The organism is Pseudomonas sp. Sample_9 (genome assembly GCF_004307535.1).
GTDB lineage: Bacteria > Pseudomonadota > Gammaproteobacteria > Pseudomonadales > Pseudomonadaceae > Aquipseudomonas > Aquipseudomonas mercuritolerans.
In genome coordinates this window covers 1-19,987 of record NZ_RAZO01000196.1, presented here as the reverse complement: position 1 = coordinate 19,987, position 19,987 = coordinate 1, and the positions used below count along the sequence as shown (strand labels likewise).

Here is a 19,987-nt window from a genome sequence, read left to right as displayed (position 1 = left end):
CTCAGATCTGAATACGCAGCTCTGTGGTACAGAGCGGCAAAAGGCCATCACTTTAAAACGATATGGTTACACGCCACCAGCCCGAAGAAGGCCAACACAACCATCCACAGGAGCCGAGCATAGGTTGCCAAAGGAGGAGAGCAAATGCTGGGGGTTCGCACAGGTCAACTACTCACGCACATACCCAACCGTTTCTGCTGAGACGACAGTTAGAAATAAATGAAAAGGCGTAAAAATCTGTGCTGTTTGTTGACAGTCCACGTGGTTCATCACCACTCACTTGAACCTGCCCCCATGAAAACCTACCTAACCTTCATGCAAAGTGTGGTTGCTACCGCCGGCCCTCAAGCCAACTTCACCTTTACCGTACAAGCAGTGAGCTCAGCCATGGCTGGCCAAGGTCACTGCCGAAGCGCAGTATCCCGGTTACAAGTGCTTCAACGCCCCCACTCAGGTTCGCTGATGCTTCTCCAGCTCAGCCTGCAATTGCAGCGCCAGCCCGCCGGTACGCCGGTACGCCGGTACGCCGGTACGCTGCACATTGTGACTCACGGCACCTTCCCTCGGCCTAGCCTCGACCAGGCTGAACCAGCCTTTGGCTCGTGTAATTACGGTGTATAAAAGTTACTTGGTCAGCACGAGATTTAGCGCATCAGGCAATACCAACGCGGTATGGCTGAATTCCAAGCTTTGAGACTTGTGCACCGTCATCGCAACCTGCAGACAGATTGTCGCGTGATACCAAATTCTTCAATCGGCATGGGCGATTCGACTTAGAAAAAACCAAATCATTTGCTCCAAGACAGTTTTTCGAGACGAGACGATCCTTAATTCGATCTGAATTCAGTTCAAAAAAATTTCAAACCTATATCACCTCGATGAACACCCTACCGTATTGACTGCGGCAGGGAATTTGGCGTGCCTGCTTTTGGCTCAGCACGCTCATCATTGGAGGATTTGCGTATGTATGCCCCCTGCCCTAGCTGCAACTCTGGACGTGTCGTCACGAAAAATATCGGTAAACAAGCGGGTGGATTAATTGGGGTCGCCGGCGGTGCCGCCAGTGGAGCCGCCGGCGCCTTATCGGCGGCGGAAGCCGGTGCGGTAATCGGTGTGGTCGGTGGGCCGGTCGGGATCACTATTGGCAGTATTGCCGGAGCGATTTTGGGCGGTCTGATCGGCGGGGTCGCCGGTGGGATTGCCGGCGCCACGCTGGGTGAACAAATGGATGACAAGATACTGAACAACTTCCAATGCCTAGAGTGCGGTTACAGCTTCAGCGTCAACCGTTAAGTCGTTGTGAACAGGCGTCGTGCCTTACTGAAAAGGCGCCGTCTCCCCTTTCTTCGCACTGAGCCCAGACACGTATTCTGTCATCTACAAACACTGCTGCAGTACCATGAATACGAAGTCTTTGCTTTGCTGCTACTCGACAGCAAGCACCGGGTGATTGGTTTCAGGGAACTATTTAGAGGCACGCTGGATGGAGCCAGCGTGTACCCACGGGAAGTGGTCAAGATCCCCCTAGAACACAATGCGGCAGCTGTGATCCTTGTCCACAACCACCCCTCCGGTGACCCAGAGCCCAGTCAAGCCGATCACACGCTCACAACTACCCCCAAAAATGCCCTCAACATGATCGGTACCCGAATATTAGATCATGTTGTCGTGGGCTACGAAGGCTACGTGTCGTTAGCCGAGCGGGGTCAAGTGAAACCGGGGATGCTTATCCACTACGTGGATTGACTGCCCTTGGCTGATGCCAGGGCGGTCGTCGGTACAGCCCACTCACTCAATTTTTTGTGATGAGTAATCACGCAGCCATCTGACCTATAGCAGGATGCAGCAATAAACCAGTGGCGTGATCTGCAAGTGCACCCCTCCCCCGATCTGAGGATGCTGGTAAGCGTAGATCTGGTAAACGTTACCGCTACGAAGGGTTTGTTCTCGATACCAGCCAGCTGTCACGATTGAAGTGTATTTCGTATCTATGACAGTCCATCGCCGCATCGATGGATGACCGAGCACCACATTGGCTTGCTTCGTCGGAAGACTCTTTTCAACGCCCCCAGTTTGCTGCTGCTCGACCTTTCCGTCAGGCAACCACCGGGGCACTAAAGACAACTTTTCCGGCCATGATTTTCTTTTGATGCCGTAGCGAAGCCTATTAGGGAACTAGCTAACCTGCGGCGGAAGTAGCAGGTTTCATCTCGAACCGCAGATAATCCATCAGCCGCTTCGCCTCGGTCACCTCACTGTGGGGGATAAGCAGGTACTTCCAAGGCTTTCCGCCCATACTCAGCGCGTAGTCGGAAGCGTGCTTAACCCACTGCGTAGCCGCTGCAGCCTTGGCCTTCACTTCCTGCGCATCCAAGTCATTGGCTGCCTTGGTCTCGGCCAAGAAAATGTAATTGTCCGTCTCCACCACAAAGTCCGGCACATATTCCGGCTGCTCGACGCCCAGCTTGTAAAAGATCTGAAACTGCCCCTTGGCGGGTTTAAACCACTTCAAGGAATCACGCTCGAGGATGACGGCAAAGCGCCGTTCAGTATCAGAGTCGAACTTCTGCAGCGGATACAGACAGCGCTTGAAATCGCCAAACAGCATCTGTTTGATCCGACCGATTTCCGCGATTGTCTCTCGCACGCTATGCACTGGCTGGTTGCCGGCCACGGTGTAATTGCAGGTACGGAGTTCAGTAAATCCCCGGCTGACCTTGACCTCATAGCCGGTGGCCTCTTCCCAAAAATGCTTGTGCATTTCCGCATGAATCAGTTGAGCCAGCTGGGCACTATATGTGTCAAAAATCTCATGCAGCTCGCTTTCGGAATAGCTCTGCCCCTGGTAATGGGCCACTGCCTGACCGGCGAGGTCATATAGAAGCTCAGACTGGGTGAAGTAGTCTACATCGTCGAAGTCGATCAGCTTTTTGACGATGTAGTCTTCAAGAAGCTTCTCGCGAATGCCGCTTTCCCGATTCAAGGTGAACTGCTCGCTGGTGCGCAACTCCTGACCAACTATTTCGCGCTGGCCGGGCTGAAAGTTAGGCAATGAGCCAAGTTTAAACGAATGGTAGCCTGAGGTGACTTCTCCTGTCGGCACAACCGTGATGCGCGGGATATCAATGGTCTGCTGTACCACGATTTCCGTGGTCTTGGCCACCACCTCGGCCAGATTCAACTCCGGCATATTTTCATCCCGACCTTCCAGGGGAGTGCGTTGTAGGGGCTTGAGACGCTCTGCCACTTCAACCTGGATCTTCAGTTGCACATCGGTCTTCAGCAGATCCTTACTGCTCGACACCAACTCGCGCTTGGTTTCGTACTGACCTATGACCTCCATCACTATGCGAGCTGCCTGTTTCTCCGCATCGGTGGTGAAAATAGGCACAAGTGCTGTAGCAGCGGCGATTTTATCCAGCTTGCCTGTCCCGGTAGCCTGGCCATCATGCAGGGATGAGCGCAAAGTCATGCCATCCGCCAGCCCGAGGAGCATATTTGCCCCGGAAGCTACCTGCACGCTTGTCTTAGTGTCATCTATCTTGGGGGCATCAAGGATCACCTGCTTGAGCCGGATCGGCGAGTCGCCACGATTTGCTTCGTCGATGATTTCCTGAAATTTGTCATGTGCGACAATGTTGAGGCGATCCACCACTGCTACGCCCGTTCGCTTGCCAAAAGGCAGGCGCAAGCCTCGGCCTATAGACTGTTCGATCAATGTCCGCGCGTTGGCGGCTCGTAGGGGGACGATGGTGTACAGGTTAGTTACGTCCCAGCCTTCCTTGAGCATGTTAACGTGAATAACGATCTCCGTCGGTTCGTCTACGCTTTCAACTGCCAGCAGGCGAGTGACCATTTCCTCTTCTTCCTTGCCACTCTTACTAGAGTCGACTTGGATGACTTTGCCGCGATAGCGCCCCTCAAAAAATTCGTCCGACTCCAGCAGTGCCAACAGTTGCCCGGCGTGCGTGGTATCTCGGGCAATCACCAGAATAAATGGTTTAACCACTTTCGCTTCATTTTCTCGGGCGTAGGTTAGCAGCTCAGCCTTGGTCACTTCGTGCAGGCGCACGCCGTCTTCCAGTTTGACCCGCTCGACTGTTTCCGGCGCGTGCTTTTTCGGATCGAAATCACGCTGGGTGACCACTGCCGGCTCCTTGACGAAACCGTCTTCAATTGCCTGAGCAAGCGGGTAGTCCAACACTACGTTCTTGAATGGCACAGGCTCCTTGCCAGTCTCCACGAAGGGGGTTGCTGTGACCTCCAGACCGAACAGGGGCTTCAGCTCGTTAATTGCCCGCATCCCAGCCTGAGCACGATAGCGATGCGACTCGTCCATCAGCAGTACTAAATCATTCAGGCCGGCCAAGTGATTAAAATAGCTGTCGCCCAACACCTCGCGCATCCGCTTGATACGTGGTTCCTTGCCGCCGCGCACCTCCGAATTGATCTTGGAAATGTTGAAAATATTTATTCGAATCTCGCCGAATAGCTCACCAGTGGTGATGTCCTGCTGCTCGTAGTTGTCGCCGGTGATCACCCGCGGTGCGTTAATCGAAAACTCGCCGATGCCCTTGAACACATACTTCGGTGTATTGGGCGAAAAGTCGGTGATCAGCTTGTTGTAGATCGTCAGGCTCGGCGCTAAGACGAAAAAGTTGTTGATGCCATGCGCCAAGTGCAGATAGGTGATAAAGGCACCCATCAGTCGAGTTTTACCCACACCGGTAGCCAGTGCAAAACACAGAGACGGGAAATCGCGCTCGAAGCTCTCCAGCGTCGGAAACTGCGCTTTGAGAGTATTTAGGATCACGGGGACGTTCTGCTGATGCTCCAGCATCTCGGGCGCGGCGCTTAACGCCTGATCCAGCCTGCCGAGAGACTCAGCTTGCGGCGGGCGTAACGACAAACGCCCTGAAACGTGGTGTTGGATACGCGAACTACTCATATTCTTTCCCTTTGTCCTTGTTCGGCAAGCGCTCTGGCTTCCTGCTTCTATCAATAGCTTTGACTGGCTAGGCATGGGCTAGCTTACAGAGACTGCCCCGCCATCATGCCTCACTATCACCAAACAGGGCTGCCTGCATCGATGCCTCAACCTTGCCTTTCTTGTTCTCTCCAACCAGTACAAGTGCAGCAGCTGGCTGCTGTGCCAACGGCAAGTTAGCAATTTTCAGGCTGTAGTCGTCTCTTCCCCACTCACAGCGGGATAGCACCATCTTCGGGATCTTCTTCAGCGTCAGGTTCGGCCAACGTGCTTCGGCCTGGACGGCCGTCACACTGTGGAAAGCAGCACAACAAACCAGCAGACTCTGGTCTGGGCCAACCTCATCAGCGATAGACTGCAACTGCTCAGAGGATAGGTTCTGCGTAGTGACGTAGATGAAATCGCGCTCGCTGGAATAGCCATGCTGCCACCAGTGGGTTTCAGAAGGCGCATAGGTGAACCCCTCCAGCTTTGCCAGTGCCTCGGCCAGCATGGCGGCATTGAGTTCCGGGTTGATGACCGGGTTTCCCCAGCGGTCATTGACGATGAGTGTTGGGGCCAGCTTGTAGTAACGGAAACCGCCGCCGCCCTGCCAGTTCACGGAGGTGCTGATACCGCCCATGTCATCTCCATCGATGACTTTTTTTAGACGTGGGATGATGTGGGTATGACAAGTCTCCTCAAGCTCAACCATTATCCAGCGCCGCCCTATCTTTTGAGCGGCCGCCCCTGTAGTGCCTGATCCAGCAAATGAGTCCAAAACCAGGTCTCCTGGATTTGTTGAAATGCTTAAAATACGACAAACCAGATCCTCTGGCTTAGGCGTATCAAAGGCTTGCACTCCGTCCAGAACCACTCTTTGATGAGCTTTTGTTTGACGCGTGGTGTGCAAATCTGACCATATTGTTGGCCATGGACGCGAAGGACTGTCGGGGGCGTACTCCCTAGTGTAAGGCACCCATCGTGACACTCCGCTGCTTTCCCTTTGCTTCCAAACCAGTTCACCCTTTGCAATTAGCTCATCAACTCCTTTTTTTCCCATTGCCCATCGAGCTTCCTGACCATCATCGTGTATTGGATAAACATCTACGCCATCTGGCCCTTTAACAGAAAAATACATCGAAGGGCGGTCTGCTCGAAGGCTGTTCTTCCCATTTTTTTTCAGCAGGCGATCGCGATACGGCCTATCCGACTCAGAATCAGGCTGTCGATATGCATTAAGGATTGACTCATCCTGCTTAGGCCTAAACGTAACTCGATCAGGATTTTTTACATAACAAAGAATGTATTCGTGATCTGGTGAGAGTGCACCTTTGTTGTCATTTGGACTATCAACCTTTCTCCAAATAAATGATGTAACAAAGCACCTACGGCCAAATACCTCATCGCACAATACCTTCAAGTAATGCGCTTCGTTATCATCAATCGAGATCCAAAGCGACCCATCTTCCGCCAGCAGCCGCTTGATAATTTCGAGCCGATCCCGCATAAGCCCCAGCCAGATCGAATGTTCCAGCCCGTCATCGTAGTGGTTGAACGCACTTCTGGTGTTATACGGCGGATCGATGAACACGCACTTCACATTGCCAGAAAACTCCTGCTCCAATGCCTTCAGGGCCAGCAGATTGTCACCAAAGATCAGGCGATTGTCGAAGATGTCGTTGTCCGTGACCCGGTGGCGGGCATGGTAAGAATTCGCCGGTTCTTCCACTAGGATGCGCGGTTCAAGTTTGGGTCGTTTGTCCTTGCCTACCCACGTGAGTTCGAGCTTTTGCTTACTCATAATCTGTTCTCATTTAATTGCGGGGCCGCACTGGCCAGACGCTCCGCCAAGTCTCGAATTAGGTCTTTTCCGTCCTGAGCAAGACGTCCAAGTCTTTCTGGATTGGTTTCTACTTGAAACCTCTCAAGTCTGAATTCTTTCTTCATTACATCAATCAAAAATGGAATGGTACGATCCATTGACTTGAAAAAAGCCAATGGCCCTTCGTGCGGGCTCTGTTGTTGCCAAAGGTCAAAAACGCCTTGTCTAATCTGATCGAGAGGCTGGCTGATCAGTGGGAGTATCCCGGCAAAATCCATCACTTCCGCCCTAGCAATTAGTTGCCGCAGCCGTTTCATCATCACTGCCGTGATGACGTGAATACCATGGCGGTATAAGAGTTTCTCCTGACTGCGCATTGGAGCCTGCTGCTCATACGCAACCACCAGCGTACGGATGGCACGATGGCACAGGACGGCGTTGACCAGCATCACGCCGGGCAGCGGGTTGGGGAATATTGCTTGGTACTCGGCGGACTCAGGGGTGGCGAGTCTCGCAGCTTCACTTCTGAGCCAAACGACAAAGCGCGGGTCGCTCTGTTGCGAGGCAAGTGCCCGCAAAGCTTCGTCGAGCGTGATAGCTGAGGGGCTAGTTACCTGAGCCTCGGGGCGATAATTGTAGTCGAATCCAAGGTGCGCTATTTCCTGACGCAGTCGCTCTTGGTTCTCGTCGAGCGAGGCAAAGTTTGCTGCCTGCACCGGATTTTGGTGATTTCGGGCCTTAGTCACATGCCTACCAAAAGTGCCGTCTGCCGGTGCTTCGATCAGGGTGAACATTACCTTGGCACCACTGATACTGCTCCCTGGATGTTGGACCAAGAACTCGGCGGCTGATGCAACCGTCTGCGCGCCATTGATGATAGATAGGCCGCTCACCTTAAATTTTCTGAAGCCATTACTAGAATTCTTGCCTTTTTGCTTGATCTCGTCGCAAACCGCCGTGACGCCATTATTGAGATAAAAGAAATTATCTGGTTCGTCAGCGAGAGTTACCTTAATCGCTTTGTTTACGTCGGATTTGCTGCTGCCAAGGAAATAACGAATATTGCGTTCGTAAAGCGCCTTTCCCTTGAGCTCATGCAGTGCCACTAGGTCAGCCAACTTCGCAATCCCATAGTAGGTTGTGCGCGGTTCTTCGACCTTGCAGTATTTCTGCAGGAAAATGTCTGTGTTAACCGGTGCATAGGCATTTTCTGCCAGCAGGTCGCGTGCAATCTCAACCGCCGTATAGTACTCCACCGGCTTGACAAGCCGATCCTCGTCAATATCCTCGTCGTCGAGCAGCTCTCTCAAGGCATTGCTGGCGTTTTGTGAGATGCCGTTACCTGTAAAGGGAACAAGCAACTTTATGTAACTACACACATCCAGTGCGCGCTCGATCTCGGCTTGTCGCCGCTGAACATTTTCGTTGAAAGCTGCGAAATCCTGCCTCAGCAATAGGCGAACGCCTTCACAGAATGGAAGCGCATCCTCCTGCTTGAACTGCTCTGACTCCTTCAGTTTGGTCTGAAGCAGATAGAGTGTTTCCGACGGCTCGTGATAGTGGATGGCATCAATACCCTTGTCATTGAAGTCATCAACCACCGATCCGGCAGCGGCCTGTGGTGTAAGATTGAGCCGTTTGTGTAGGACGAAGGCACTGAATGCACGTGAAAGCTGCTTATCTTGCTGTTCAGCTGCAGGCCTCCGTGTGTCCAGCAAAGGCGGCAAGAAAGGCACAAAACGCTCCGCGAGCACTTTCTTCAAGATGACCATGTACCGAGATTCAAGCGCAGCCATTACACCACTTCCCATTCGATTGTGAACAACGTTTGCTCCTTAACCTGCTGCTGTAGCTGCTGCTCCAGCTTATCGATCAGCGAATTGCGCTCTTCCTCGATCTCGTCCTGGCGGACAAACAGCTCGCGGCGCAGCTTGCTGCGCTTTCCTTCGAGCTCGCGCTGCTTTTTCTGGTAACGAAGTTTCTCCTCCAGCGTCGCAGCCGTCGCAGCGGTACGGCGCAGCTCCTTGACCTCACCGTCAATCCCCTTGATTTCCTGTTCCAGCCCCAATTTGAGGTCATCAACCCAAGCATCGAGCTTTTCGACTTCCTGCTCGAAGTAGCCCATGTTTCGCTGCTTGATTTCGCGCAGAAGCTGATTTTTACGTTGCTCAAGATCACCGACCAGCAGCGCTGCTCCGGCTTCTCCATGCTGGCCTTGTTCCAATTTTGCCGGTAGACGTAGTAGTTTTTCCGGGTCGTCTTCGGGCAACGAACTTCCGTCAGCCATGACGGCAGACACCACTAAGTGCTGCTCCAGGTTACCCAGCGTCTCGACTGAAAACATTTTCAGCGTGAGCCAACCATTCTGGCCCTGCAACGGTTCGAGAGTACTGACTCGAGAGCCATAAGCCCCGTAATTGAATACCAGTCGTACTGGTAATCCCTGATCAAGCCGTCGTCCTTTTGCCTGCTCGATGACCCAAGCTGCCAACGGATGGCCAAGACGGTAAAGGTATGACTCACCAGAGCGGCGCGGCAGTTCATAGTCCCCCAACGCAATATCGGACGCGCTTTCTATCGGCAGTGTATGCAGCTCGAATCTGTCGTCCTTAAAACGTGCATAGCCGTCCAACTCGGCTCGAGTCAGATCCAACAGCAGGCGCTCGTAACGGTTTCGGGCCTTGTTGCTGTCTTCAGCACGAATGCGCAGTTTATCTTGGACATCCTCGTCGAAGTTCTCCAGCAACACTTGACGGGTCTTGACCATTGCCTCACTGATTTCACCTGAAAGTTCCAGCTGCAACTTCTCAAAGCTGCGCTTAATCTCTTCGTGGCCACGGCAGTTCTGGTAGATCTCGGCAATACGGCGTTCGAAGTCAACGCCTGAGCCGATAGAGCCCAGAATCTCGTCGCTTGCGCCGAAAACGCCTTCAAAAAGCTGGAACTTCTCAGCCAACAATTCGTAAACTCGTGCATCAGCCTCGTTGCTACGGTCAACAAAGTTCACTACTACCACGTCGTGCTTCTGCCCGTATCGATGGCAACGACCGATTCGCTGCTCGACACGCTGGGGGTTCCACGGCAGATCGTAGTTGATCACCAGCGAGCAGAACTGCAGGTTGATACCTTCAGCGCCTGCCTCAGTGGCGATCATGATGGTGCCCCGCTCGTTGAAGTACTCAACCAGCGCAGCGCGAGTATCCGCTGTTTTGGAACCCGTAATCCGATCACTTCCCGCATGCTGATGAAGCCATTCTCTATAGATTCGCTGGGCAATCTGATCGGTGTTAGTGCCATTGAAGAGCACGATGCCATTCCCGTAAGGCGTCTCAGCAAGCAGCGAAAGCAGATAATCCTGAGTGCGACGCGACTCGGTAAATATAATTGCCTTACGGGCGGCACCGAGCCGCTCAAGCTCAGTAAACGCACGCCCCAAAGCGACTAGAAGCGCTTTACCTTTGGCATCCTCGCGAATACTTGATGCTATTTTTTTGAATTGCTGCAGCTCAGCGATCTCAGCTGAAATAGAATCGCGTTCGCCAATCGAAAGCGCTTGAGCCTCGTCAGCGTTCCAGTTTCTGTCGTTTTCGTCGGTTAGCTCATGCAGTCCTTCGTAGTCTTCATCCAGCGTTTCTGCGAGGTCAACGACTTCAGGGGTTTTGTCGAGCGAACCCTGTAATCTCTTGGCCATAGTATCCAGCGCCCCGGCAATTGCATGAGTCGATGACGCCAGCAGCTTCCAAAGAACCAAAGAGATCAGCTGCCGTTGACCCTCTCGCAAGGCATTCAGGTTAGGGCGACGCAGATAGTCGGCAACCAGACAGGACAGCTCACGCTCCTCTTGCGTCGGAGTGAACTCCTGAACAATCGCTCGCCGTGCCGTGTAAGGCACATATTGCTGTACCTGCCGACGCAGGGTGCGCTTGCAAACACTTGCTAACCGTTGTCGCAACCCTGCGAAAGCCTGGTCCTTAGAATTGTTGACAAACTGGGCGCGGAAACTGTCAATGTCTCCGAACACACGCTCGTCAATTATGCTAACCAATCCATACAGTTCAAGCAGAGAGTTCTGCAACGGCGTTGCGGTCAGCAGCACCTTAGAATTCACATGCGCCAAAGCATCCTGAAGCGTCTTGCCAATAACATTGTTGCTTTTGTAGACGTTACGAAGCCGGTGCGCCTCATCGAGTACAACCAGATCCCAAGCCACCGACTTAACATCTGTCGCCTTGGACTTGGCGAACTGGTAGGAGCAGATCACCGGCCCACAGTCGACCACGAAGGGATTTTTGTCGCCTTGCTTGCGGATGTTGTTATAGCTTTTGGCTTCGAGGATCAGGCCTTGCAGATTGAACTTGTCCTGCAACTCTTGGTGCCACTGCTTACGCAGATTAGCCGGCGCAATGATAAGAATTCGACGCCGACGCTCTGCCCAGCGCTGGGAAATCACCAACCCCGCCTCAATGGTTTTACCCAAGCCAACTTCGTCGGCCAGGATCACGCCGCGAGATAGCGGATTCTGGCAGGCAAACAACGCTGCATCGACTTGATGCGGATTGAGGTCTACCTGCGAATCGACAAGGGTGGAGATGAGTGACTCGACCGAGTCTCCAGCGGCGCGTCGGGTGAGTAGCCAGGCAACGTATTGGCGCTGATGTTCGGTGAGTAGCATTGGAGTCATCGTGTTCCCGTGATGGCTAGAGCTAGATGAACGAAATGGTCTCACGTTTCAGGAAAAAGAGCGGCGGAAATGACTTAGCGTCGCACTGACAGCATGCTAAGCAAAACGCCACTTGTACAACACACACCTCAGTTAGCAAGTGCGTAGCCTTTGGACTTGGGGCGCTTTCGCCGTATCGCCTCGGCCAGAGTACGCTAGAGTTATGCGCATTCCAGACTGCAAGCCCGTCTCACAGCTGGCGTCTACCTTATCCCTCTCGAACCGCGGCTCCATGAACTGATTTTCCCGCCGCGCAGAGTGACGTAAGGTTTTCCGAAGGTATCCGTATTGATCGATTCAACCGGCGCCCACCGCCCTAGTAGTCTGAATCTGGCAGCACTTAGCAACCGAATAATGAAGTAGAACCACCACCATGAACCTCACGCACCGCCTGACTGGGGGGACGGATGGGGGGACAAGATCACATTAAATAATATAAGCCTTATAAATCAAATGATTGAAAAATTATAAAGCCGGCCACAAGCCAACTTTTCAATTGCCCACAGAAATCCGCGATCATCACGTGAAATCCGTCCCCAAGGTGTGGGTCAAAGTGTGGGTCATCTGAGGAGCAGATATGGGAAAGCCAACGAGCAGGGCTGCCAAAGGCTTCTCTGCAATGCGTTATTTGCGATTAGCCAAACCCCAACTGCCTGGGCAAATCAGAGTCATCGTGCTGGCTCTGACCTGAGGAGATTTTGGGGTGTCACCGCTGCTGCACCGATAGTAGTGGCTGCTAGTCTGTCAGTGTTCAACTTAAACAGTGGTCACGGTAATTGCCATAGTGGCAAAGGCAGCATTTCTGAAGCCTCACCGAGGCGCGTGAGTCAAGTTTGTGGCCTATTGGTTCATGTGGTTGTGCGGTCAACGCTCCAGATTTGATGCCTTAGAAATAAAAGGAAGATTGGGGCCACACGGTCAACAGCAGCTGCCGACCGCTTGACTTGAAGAAATCTCGGCCAATCGGCTAATTACGCCTTGAAAGACTCGTGAACATCACGCGCCTCAATCCTGGCCATGACCCAACCCATCACTTCGCTTTCAACCCAGCCGACAGCCCTGTCGCCCAATGAGATCGGTTTCGGAAAACTCCCCTCGCTGATGTACTTGTAGATTGTGGACCGACCGAGGCCGGTGGAATGCTGCACATCTTTCAAGCGAATGATCCTCATGAACTGGCTCCTCTTATCCGTTCAGAGGATTGGCATGCCGGTGAAGAAGTATCTGACCGTCACCTCTCTGCTTGGCCGGACCAGCAAGCCATAACCAGCCCTTCGAATGATTCGACCGTGAGCAGTCACAGCAACGTGTCATTCGCCGAACAAGGTTACCTCTAATTCCTAATCTGACACTGGCCGATAGACTGTCCTTGGCTTGCACCAGGACAGTCAACGGCACGGTGAGCTCTCAATTATTTGTTGCACTACCCCGTCTGCTGCACTCAGCTCCTGCTGCAACCAAAACCATGGCTGCCATCACCAAAGACTTTCGTCGCCGACTTGGAGAGGTAGCTTGTATGGCGAAAGAACGCCGCCTGCACTTCTGGCTCACCGCGATTCAGATAATAGAACGGGTTGGTAGGAATCTCGACCAATCCTTTGACAGCCTCTACAGCCCCCCCCAGGGCACTGGCCCAAGCCTCTACGAGGCGATTGAACATGTTGTCTCTACCTGCTTCGAACTTACCCAAAGCTTCTCGGTTGAGCAGGATTGCCATGTGATTGTGGGGTTTACCATACAGCCCATGCTCCCGTGCCCAGACGTAGCGGACCTTGCTGTCATGGGCGTGCTTATTTAATTGCCGAGCCTGACTACGGTTATGCTTAATCTTGGCTTTAAACGATTCAATGAACCGTTCAATAACCACGTTGGTGTAAGCGTAATCGGGTAAATCAGTACGAGCAGGAAGTCGTAGATCAATCCTAAATGTAAATACACGAGGATATTGCGCAAGCGCTCGTACCATCGTTTCATGAAGTCGGTTTAGGTATTGACTGATAAATGGCCCTTTAGTTGCCTGCACAGCCAATCCCAAGTAAACAGATTCCCTATGAAGAGTTAGATTTGTGTTTTGCTGACATCGGGCCACGATGACTCTCCTGGCATGTAGGTTCATACCATCAGCACGCCAGTACAGCTTTACCGAAAATTGAAACAGATACAGCCTACTGCCGAGCATAATAACTCTCTAGCAATTTCCTCTTTAGCACCTAGCGATAAACCGACAAAAACAAATACTGCCCCCCCCTAATTCACCGGCAACCACCAACAGTGCATTCATCATTATAGTCACACTAGCAAGAGGCACAACATCGTTACTTACACACAAAGCACGCTACCAATACCGAAGAATAAACCAGACTGAAACACCAAGAAAACCACTCCAAAAACATAAAAATCAAGAAACATAAGCTCTGGTAAAAAACATCACAGCAAAGTAGAGATCGTCATGACAGAAGCTAAAAATTTTATTAAGCCCCTCAAAAACCTTCCCAACTAATACCCACCTATCTCTGCCTAAAATCACACCGACACCTCCCTTTTTTACACCTAATTTGCACCGCGCATTCGGACGCCATCTGCGACGTAAATATAAAAAAACTTTGCCAACCTATCCTGATTGAGTCAATTAATTCATTAAGGCGAACCTCACTAGCGAAACTCCTACCATTCGTTCAGAGGATCAACTTCACGGTAAAAATTAACCGTCGCTTACTAAGCAATGCGGCTACACCTGCACTTCTCGAACGCAATTTCAGGAATCCTCTATCATCTGAAAAACGAACTGACAATGAGATCCCCAGAGAAAAGAGCCACACTAGGCCCACCCAGCACGCGTCAGCCATCCTCGGATAGAGGTACCCTAACGCGATATTCCTTGTAGAAAATCACGCTAAACTCCAGAAAATAGGGGCTGACAAGGAAAGTCATCTACTAGAGATATTCTATAAAAAACGATATAGATTTATAAAAGTCTTCTTTTAAAATGCAGATAGTGCTATATGAAACCTCTACAATATGGAGGCGATATGGCGATAAATTTCAACGATCAGCTAGAACGTATACTTGATGATACGAGCCATAATCGCAGGCATGACATTTGGCGATGGCTGCAGCTGAAAGTTAGAAACACCCAATCCTCGGAGACATTAATCAACCCGGAATGCGATCCACGATGACACATGTCATATCCAGCACCCCTGGTCTTACCGAAACTATAAAAAACAGAGCAGCCGAACAGCTTCTTCCAGAAAAATATCTTGAATGGATAAGTGAAGGAAAGCGACAAATTGAATGATCAAACCAAAACTCATAGAACGCATAACTTTCAGCGACTCCATGGCGTTATTAACATCAGGATTAATTGAAAAAGATTTACTGATAGCAAGCATTGATTCATGGACAATAAACATCAGAGATAAAGTTCATTTTTAAATGAGCTAGAGAGCATCTGGAGCGAACACAAGAAAGGAGACAAACAGTTTAAATGGTTCGAAGATGATGAGCAAAAATGCTTACTAGCAGGGGAGTTAGTTAATAAACACCTCCAATTAGACGCATTGCCTTCGCTTAGACTATCAACATCTCAACCTATTGAAAACCACGAAGATATTCTTATTTTTCGACCACTCCAATATTGACCACGCCCAAAAAACCTTATTCATAGGAAAAGTAAAAGTAAGCTGGCGCCAGAAAAAATATCGCAAAAGCATGATTGAAAAAGGACAATACAACCTCATACTTTCCGACAAAGCCATAGCGCGTCTTGACAAACTCTCAGAAACTTACGAGCTCAGCCGTGCAAAAATCTTAGACATTCTATTAAAAATGGAGCCTGAGCAAAACCGATATATACCTGAGCGAATAAAACTACTAAGAGACGAGTCATAACCCACCCGGCACTCACGATCTAAGCGTCGCTGTCAATGCGACGCCCCATCCCGGCACTCATAGCTCTGAGTTCAAGATTTCCCTAACACTTAAACCTCGCAGAAGGTGGACTGGCATTCACCGGATGGCCTAAACCATGATGCACCCTAAAGGGCCAAGCCTCGGAAGCACGCTCCGTTTTTGGCCAGTGGATATCACTCCGAGGCAAGGCGCCGCGACCGCCCAGTGCTAGATATAGGCAGAAGCAGCAACGTGGCATGGGGATAATAGACGAAGTAAAAACGGAATAATTATTTTTGGAAAATGACATTAGTTGTTCTATTTTCAGATGCACCAAGTCAGACTAAGACGTACGCCCCAAATTGAGTCATTCGGCATGGCACTGCTTTGCCCCATCATACGTAGCACCGAAGAGCTTGATCCACGCCAGAGGTAGCCATACCTATGGCGTAATTCATCACCACCCTGCGCTCAGGCCACCATCCAAGCCCGCTCGAAGGTTCGAATCCTAAGCGAGCTGGTAACGCTTAGGAATACGGTATTCCAAATGGTATTCCATAATGAAATTCAAACCATTAATATTATTATTATTCAATAGCTTATTCTCTTGGTTCAGATTACCCCGGCCCACCAGCTCGATGGAGAAGACGCCTTAGTACGCCTTTTTTGTGGGTGCGCCAAGCATGGCGCACCCAGAAAAAGCCCAGCTCGATGGCTGGGCTTCTGCACTCAGGAAACCTGTCGGCTGTTGTGCCAGTAGAGATACGCCAGGCCAACCGGTGCAATGAAAATTGCAAACGACCAGCACATCGCCATCGTGAACCCTTTGACCATAAGCATAAGGATGGCGTTGACGAAGAATACGTTCCCGCCCATCACGTAGCCTACGACGCTCTCATATACGAACCGAGAGTATGGATACAGCAGCGTGCAGATGACCGACATCACAATTAGCCCAGGCTTACCCATCAGGCCGGATGGGCTATTGGCCGCGACCGACAAAATCAGAATCGTGAACAACGACCCAAAAATAAGCTGCCGGATGTAGTAGCTGGGGGTCAGTCCACCAAAAGTCTTTGCCAAAAACGAATGCATAAGATCCCTCTAAAAACGCTGATTTGAGTAATGGCCATCATAACAGCATCACCACCCCAGATCAGAATGGGCAATCCGAGTGTGGTGCCTCCCTATCGCTTTGATCATCCTCTCAAGCTGACATCGATAATTCAGGGCGCAGGTGAAAAGGGGCATCTTTCGGGACCAAGTCAGGACTAAGTCGGGATCAAGTAGGGACTAAGTCTGCTCACGAAGGAGAAACAAGCCGAGACTCCCCTAACTCTATGCAAAGAACGGTTAAAACACTGCCTTGCCAGGCAGGCGACCAAACATAAGCGTGAGGCTGAAGACATCGCCGGAACGCGCCTCTGACGCTCTGGCAACCGATGGCAGGGCACCCGTTGATGAATGGCGAAAAAATTGTCTTTGCACCTGATTTACTTCGCCGATCCGCCCCCCCCAAATCGACATGAACTTTTCTTCACCACGCCCACCCGACCAATCCCATAAAATCCCCCCGCTCATTCAAGAAACTACGGTTCGCCCGCGCTCCTAGCGGGCTTTTTTTCGCCTCGGCTTCTCCATATCTTGCCGCTCCCCACCATATGCGCGACTCTGCCAGCAGATCCCTCGCCAAGGAGCGCTCGATGCCGTTGTTATCCCTGCCCTGCCCGCGCCTGACGCTGGCGATCCTCTCCCCCGATCAAGCCGAGCTCGAAAGCGCTTTCTACCAGCGCAACCAGCGTCATCTGGCTCGCTGGTCGCCCATCCGCACCACCGACTATTTCTCCACCGCCAACATCCGCCGGCGCCTCGAGATCCAGGCCAGTGCCTTCGAAGCAGGCCTGGCAATGCATTTCGCGCTGTTGTCGCCGGACGGTCAGCAGATGATTGGTGCGTGCAATTTCAGCGGGATTATTCGTGGGGCGTTTCAGGCGTGTTATTTGGGGTATCACATTGATGAGGCGCATCAGGGGCAGGGTTTGATGCAGGAGGGGCTGGAAGCGGGGATTGGTTATATGTTCGATGTGCAGAATCTGCATCGGATCATGGCCAATTACATTCCCGGCAATGAGCGCAGTGCGCGGTTGCTTGAGCGTTTGGGTTTCGAGCGCGAGGGCTATGCAAAGGCGTATCTCAACATTGCCGGGCGTTGGCAGGATCATGTGCTGACGGCGCTGCTCAATCCGGGGTTCGAGGCGCCGGATCAGCGCTGGTCGCGGCGCCTCGGTTGAGTTGCACGAAACCTGTCAGACAAAAATCCTTTCAGCTCTCGGGTTTGCGGCCGATACAGACCTGCTAACACCCCTGCTGGCTCAAAAGAACAACAATCTTCCAGCTTAACTGACGACCAAGAAACCCAACGTTTCTGGAGGATTTGCATGAATAGCTGGTTCGGTAACATCAGCGTGAACATGAAACTCGGCCTGGGCTTCGGCCTGGTGCTGGCCCTGACCTGCGTTCTGGCGCTGACCGGCTGGACCAGTCTCGGCGGCCTGATCGACCGCAGCAACTGGATGAGCGACATCACCCAGCTCAACGCCGGCCTGACCAAACTGCGCGTGGTGCGCCTGCAATACATGCTGACCAACGGCGACGAAACCGCCGCGCAAAACGTGCAGACCACCCTTGAAGGCTTTGCTGCCCAGCAGCAGGCGCTGATCAGCAAATTCAAGAGCCCGGAAAACGTCAAACTGCTCAAGCAGCAGGCGGCGACCATCGCTGAATACCAGACCTCGCTGAACAAAATGCGCAACGCCTATCGCACCGGCAACAGCGCGCGCGACACCATGAGCGTCAACGCCCAGAACGCCTACAACCTGATCGAATCGATCAGCCAGCGTGTGCAGCAGTTGGAGTTGAGCGATCAGCGTTTCGAGCAGTTCCAGGCGGTTACTGCGGCGAAGGAAGCGTTCATCCTCGCGCGCTATGAAGTGCGTGGTTACACCGCGACCAGCAATGCCGAGACCGAGCAGAAAGCCGTCGGCCAGATCGACGCGGCCATCGCCAGCCTCAAGCCGCTGAACGCGCAATTTGCCGCGACTCAGCAGGATGCCTTGCGCCAATTGGAAACCGCGCTGACCAGCTATCGCAGCGCGTTGATGGCGTACAAAAACGCCAACGCCGATGCGGTGCAGGCGCGTAAGGAAATGACCGACCAGGGCACCACCATCGTCGCCCTGAGCGAGCAGCTGTACCAGATTCAGCTCGATCGCCGTGACGCCGAAAGTGCCCAGGCGCGCACCTTCCAGTTGATCAGTACGTTGCTGGCGCTGTTGGTTGGCGTGATTGCGGCGGTGATCATCACCCGTCAGATCACCCGTCCGTTGCAGGAAACCCTGGCCGTGGTCGAGCGCATCGCCAGCGGCGACCTGACCCAGAACGTCACCGTCACCCGTCGCGACGAACTCGGCGTGTTGCAGCAAGGCATCGCGCGCATGGGCGTGACCCTGCGTGATTTGATCAGTGGCATCCGCGACGGCGTCACCCAGATTGCCAGCGCCGCTGAAGAGTTGTCGGCTGTAACCGAACAGACCAGCGCCGGTGTGAACAGCCAGAAAATCGAGACCGATCAGGTCGCCACCGCCATGCACGAAATGACCGCCACCGTGCAGGAAGTTGCGCGCAATGCTGAGGAAGCGTCGCAAGCTGCCGCCGCGGCGGATGGCGAAGCCCGTGAAGGTGACAAGGTTGTGAATGAGGCCATCGCGCAGATCGAACGTCTGGCCAGCGAAGTGGTGCGTTCGACCGAAGCGATGAGCGTGCTGCAACAGGAAAGCGACAAGATCGGCAGCGTCATGGACGTGATCAAGGCTGTCGCCGAACAGACCAACCTGCTCGCGCTGAACGCCGCGATCGAGGCAGCGCGTGCCGGTGAAGCCGGGCGTGGGTTTGCCGTGGTTGCGGATGAGGTGCGCGGTTTGGCTCAACGTACGCAGAAGTCGACTGAGGAAATCGAAGGTCTGGTCGCCGGTCTGCAGAACGGCACCCAGCAAGTCTCGGCGGTGATGAACAACAGCCGCGCGCTGACCGACAGCAGCGTCGCCCTGACGCGCAAGGCCGGCGCCTCGCTGGAAAACATCACCCGCACGGTGTCGAACATCCAGTCGATGAACCAGCAAATCGCCGCTGCTGCCGAACAGCAAAGCGCCGTGGCCGAAGAGATCAGCCGCAGCATCATCAACGTACGCGACGTGTCCGAGCAGACCGCAGCGGCGAGTGATGAGACGGCAGCGTCGAGTGTTGAACTGGCGCGGTTGGGTGGTCAGTTGCAGCAGATGGTCAGCCACTTCCGCGTTTGATGTTCGTCTTGCGCTGAGGCTGAAACCGAATCGCGGGCAAGCCCGCTCCCACAGGTTTTCGTGGTCGAGCACTGCGGATGTGTTCACCTCGATAACTGTGGGAGCGGGCTTGCCCGCGATGGCGGTGGGTCAATCAAATCCATGTTGCCTGACACTCCGCATTCGCGAGCAAGCTCGCTCCCACATTTGGATTTGTGTGACTCACCGGATTTTGAGCTCACCGAAAA

At 52.7% G+C, this 19,987-nt stretch carries 10 protein-coding genes and 2 pseudogenes; 4 read left to right on the top strand and 8 right to left on the bottom strand.

All coding sequences use genetic code 11. The features are described 5' to 3' along the window. Positions 1–450: 450 nt before the first annotated feature. Positions 451–714, bottom strand: a pseudogene (locus D6877_RS10785) (ATP-binding domain-containing protein); the annotation flags it as partial. A gap of 249 nt (positions 715–963) precedes the next feature. On the opposite strand from D6877_RS10785, the gene D6877_RS10780 reads away from it, so the two are divergent. Next, the gene (locus D6877_RS10780) at positions 964–1,293 is read left to right on the top strand and encodes a hypothetical protein (RefSeq protein ID WP_130910744.1); all 330 of its coding nucleotides are present in this window, start codon (positions 964–966) and stop codon (positions 1,291–1,293) included. 57 nt (positions 1,294–1,350) lie between these two features. Next, positions 1,351–1,746, top strand: a pseudogene (locus D6877_RS10775) (JAB domain-containing protein); the annotation flags it as partial. A 433-nt stretch (positions 1,747–2,179) separates the two neighbouring features. Here the strand turns inward: D6877_RS10775 and D6877_RS10765 are convergent. The 7 genes from D6877_RS10765 to D6877_RS10735 form a co-directional block, all read right to left on the bottom strand. Then, the gene (locus tag D6877_RS10765) at positions 2,180–4,948 is read right to left on the bottom strand and encodes a DEAD/DEAH box helicase family protein (RefSeq protein ID WP_130910742.1); all 2,769 of its coding nucleotides are present in this window, start codon (positions 4,946–4,948) and stop codon (positions 2,180–2,182) included. 103 nt (positions 4,949–5,051) lie between these two features. Next, positions 5,052–6,770, bottom strand: a complete 1,719-nt coding sequence (locus D6877_RS10760; RefSeq protein WP_130910741.1) for a site-specific DNA-methyltransferase — start codon at positions 6,768–6,770, stop codon at positions 5,052–5,054. Further along, the gene (locus D6877_RS10755; protein ID WP_130910740.1) at positions 6,767–8,587 is read right to left on the bottom strand and encodes an AIPR family protein; all 1,821 of its coding nucleotides are present in this window, start codon (positions 8,585–8,587) and stop codon (positions 6,767–6,769) included. The genes D6877_RS10760 and D6877_RS10755 overlap by 4 nt, the downstream gene beginning before the upstream one ends. Next, on the bottom strand, positions 8,587–11,463 hold the full coding sequence (locus tag D6877_RS10750) for an SNF2-related protein (RefSeq protein ID WP_206662981.1): 2,877 nt from the start codon (positions 11,461–11,463) through the stop codon (positions 8,587–8,589). Before D6877_RS10750 ends, D6877_RS10755 begins: the two co-directional genes overlap by 1 nt. Positions 11,464–12,482: 1,019 nt before the next feature. Beyond that, complete coding sequence (locus D6877_RS10745) at positions 12,483–12,683, bottom strand: AlpA family transcriptional regulator (RefSeq protein WP_130910738.1); 201 nt, start codon at positions 12,681–12,683, stop codon at positions 12,483–12,485. Between the two features lie 269 nt (positions 12,684–12,952). Continuing rightward, on the bottom strand, positions 12,953–13,600 hold the full coding sequence (locus D6877_RS10740) for an inovirus Gp2 family protein (RefSeq protein WP_241662881.1): 648 nt from the start codon (positions 13,598–13,600) through the stop codon (positions 12,953–12,955). Between the two features lie 2,531 nt (positions 13,601–16,131). Next, entirely contained in the window at positions 16,132–16,497 is a 366-nt protein-coding gene (locus D6877_RS10735; RefSeq protein WP_130910737.1) for a hypothetical protein, read from the bottom strand. A gap of 608 nt (positions 16,498–17,105) precedes the next feature. Here D6877_RS10735 and D6877_RS10730 point away from each other — a divergent pair. Both D6877_RS10730 and D6877_RS10725 read left to right on the top strand, forming a co-directional pair. Next, on the top strand, positions 17,106–17,693 hold the full coding sequence (locus tag D6877_RS10730; protein ID WP_130910736.1) for a GNAT family N-acetyltransferase: 588 nt from the start codon (positions 17,106–17,108) through the stop codon (positions 17,691–17,693). Between the two features lie 147 nt (positions 17,694–17,840). Further along, positions 17,841–19,760 carry a methyl-accepting chemotaxis protein gene (locus D6877_RS10725; protein WP_130910735.1) on the top strand — a complete coding sequence of 640 codons (1,920 nt, stop codon included), beginning with the start codon at positions 17,841–17,843 and terminating at the stop codon, positions 19,758–19,760. Positions 19,761–19,987: the final 227 nt, after the last annotated feature.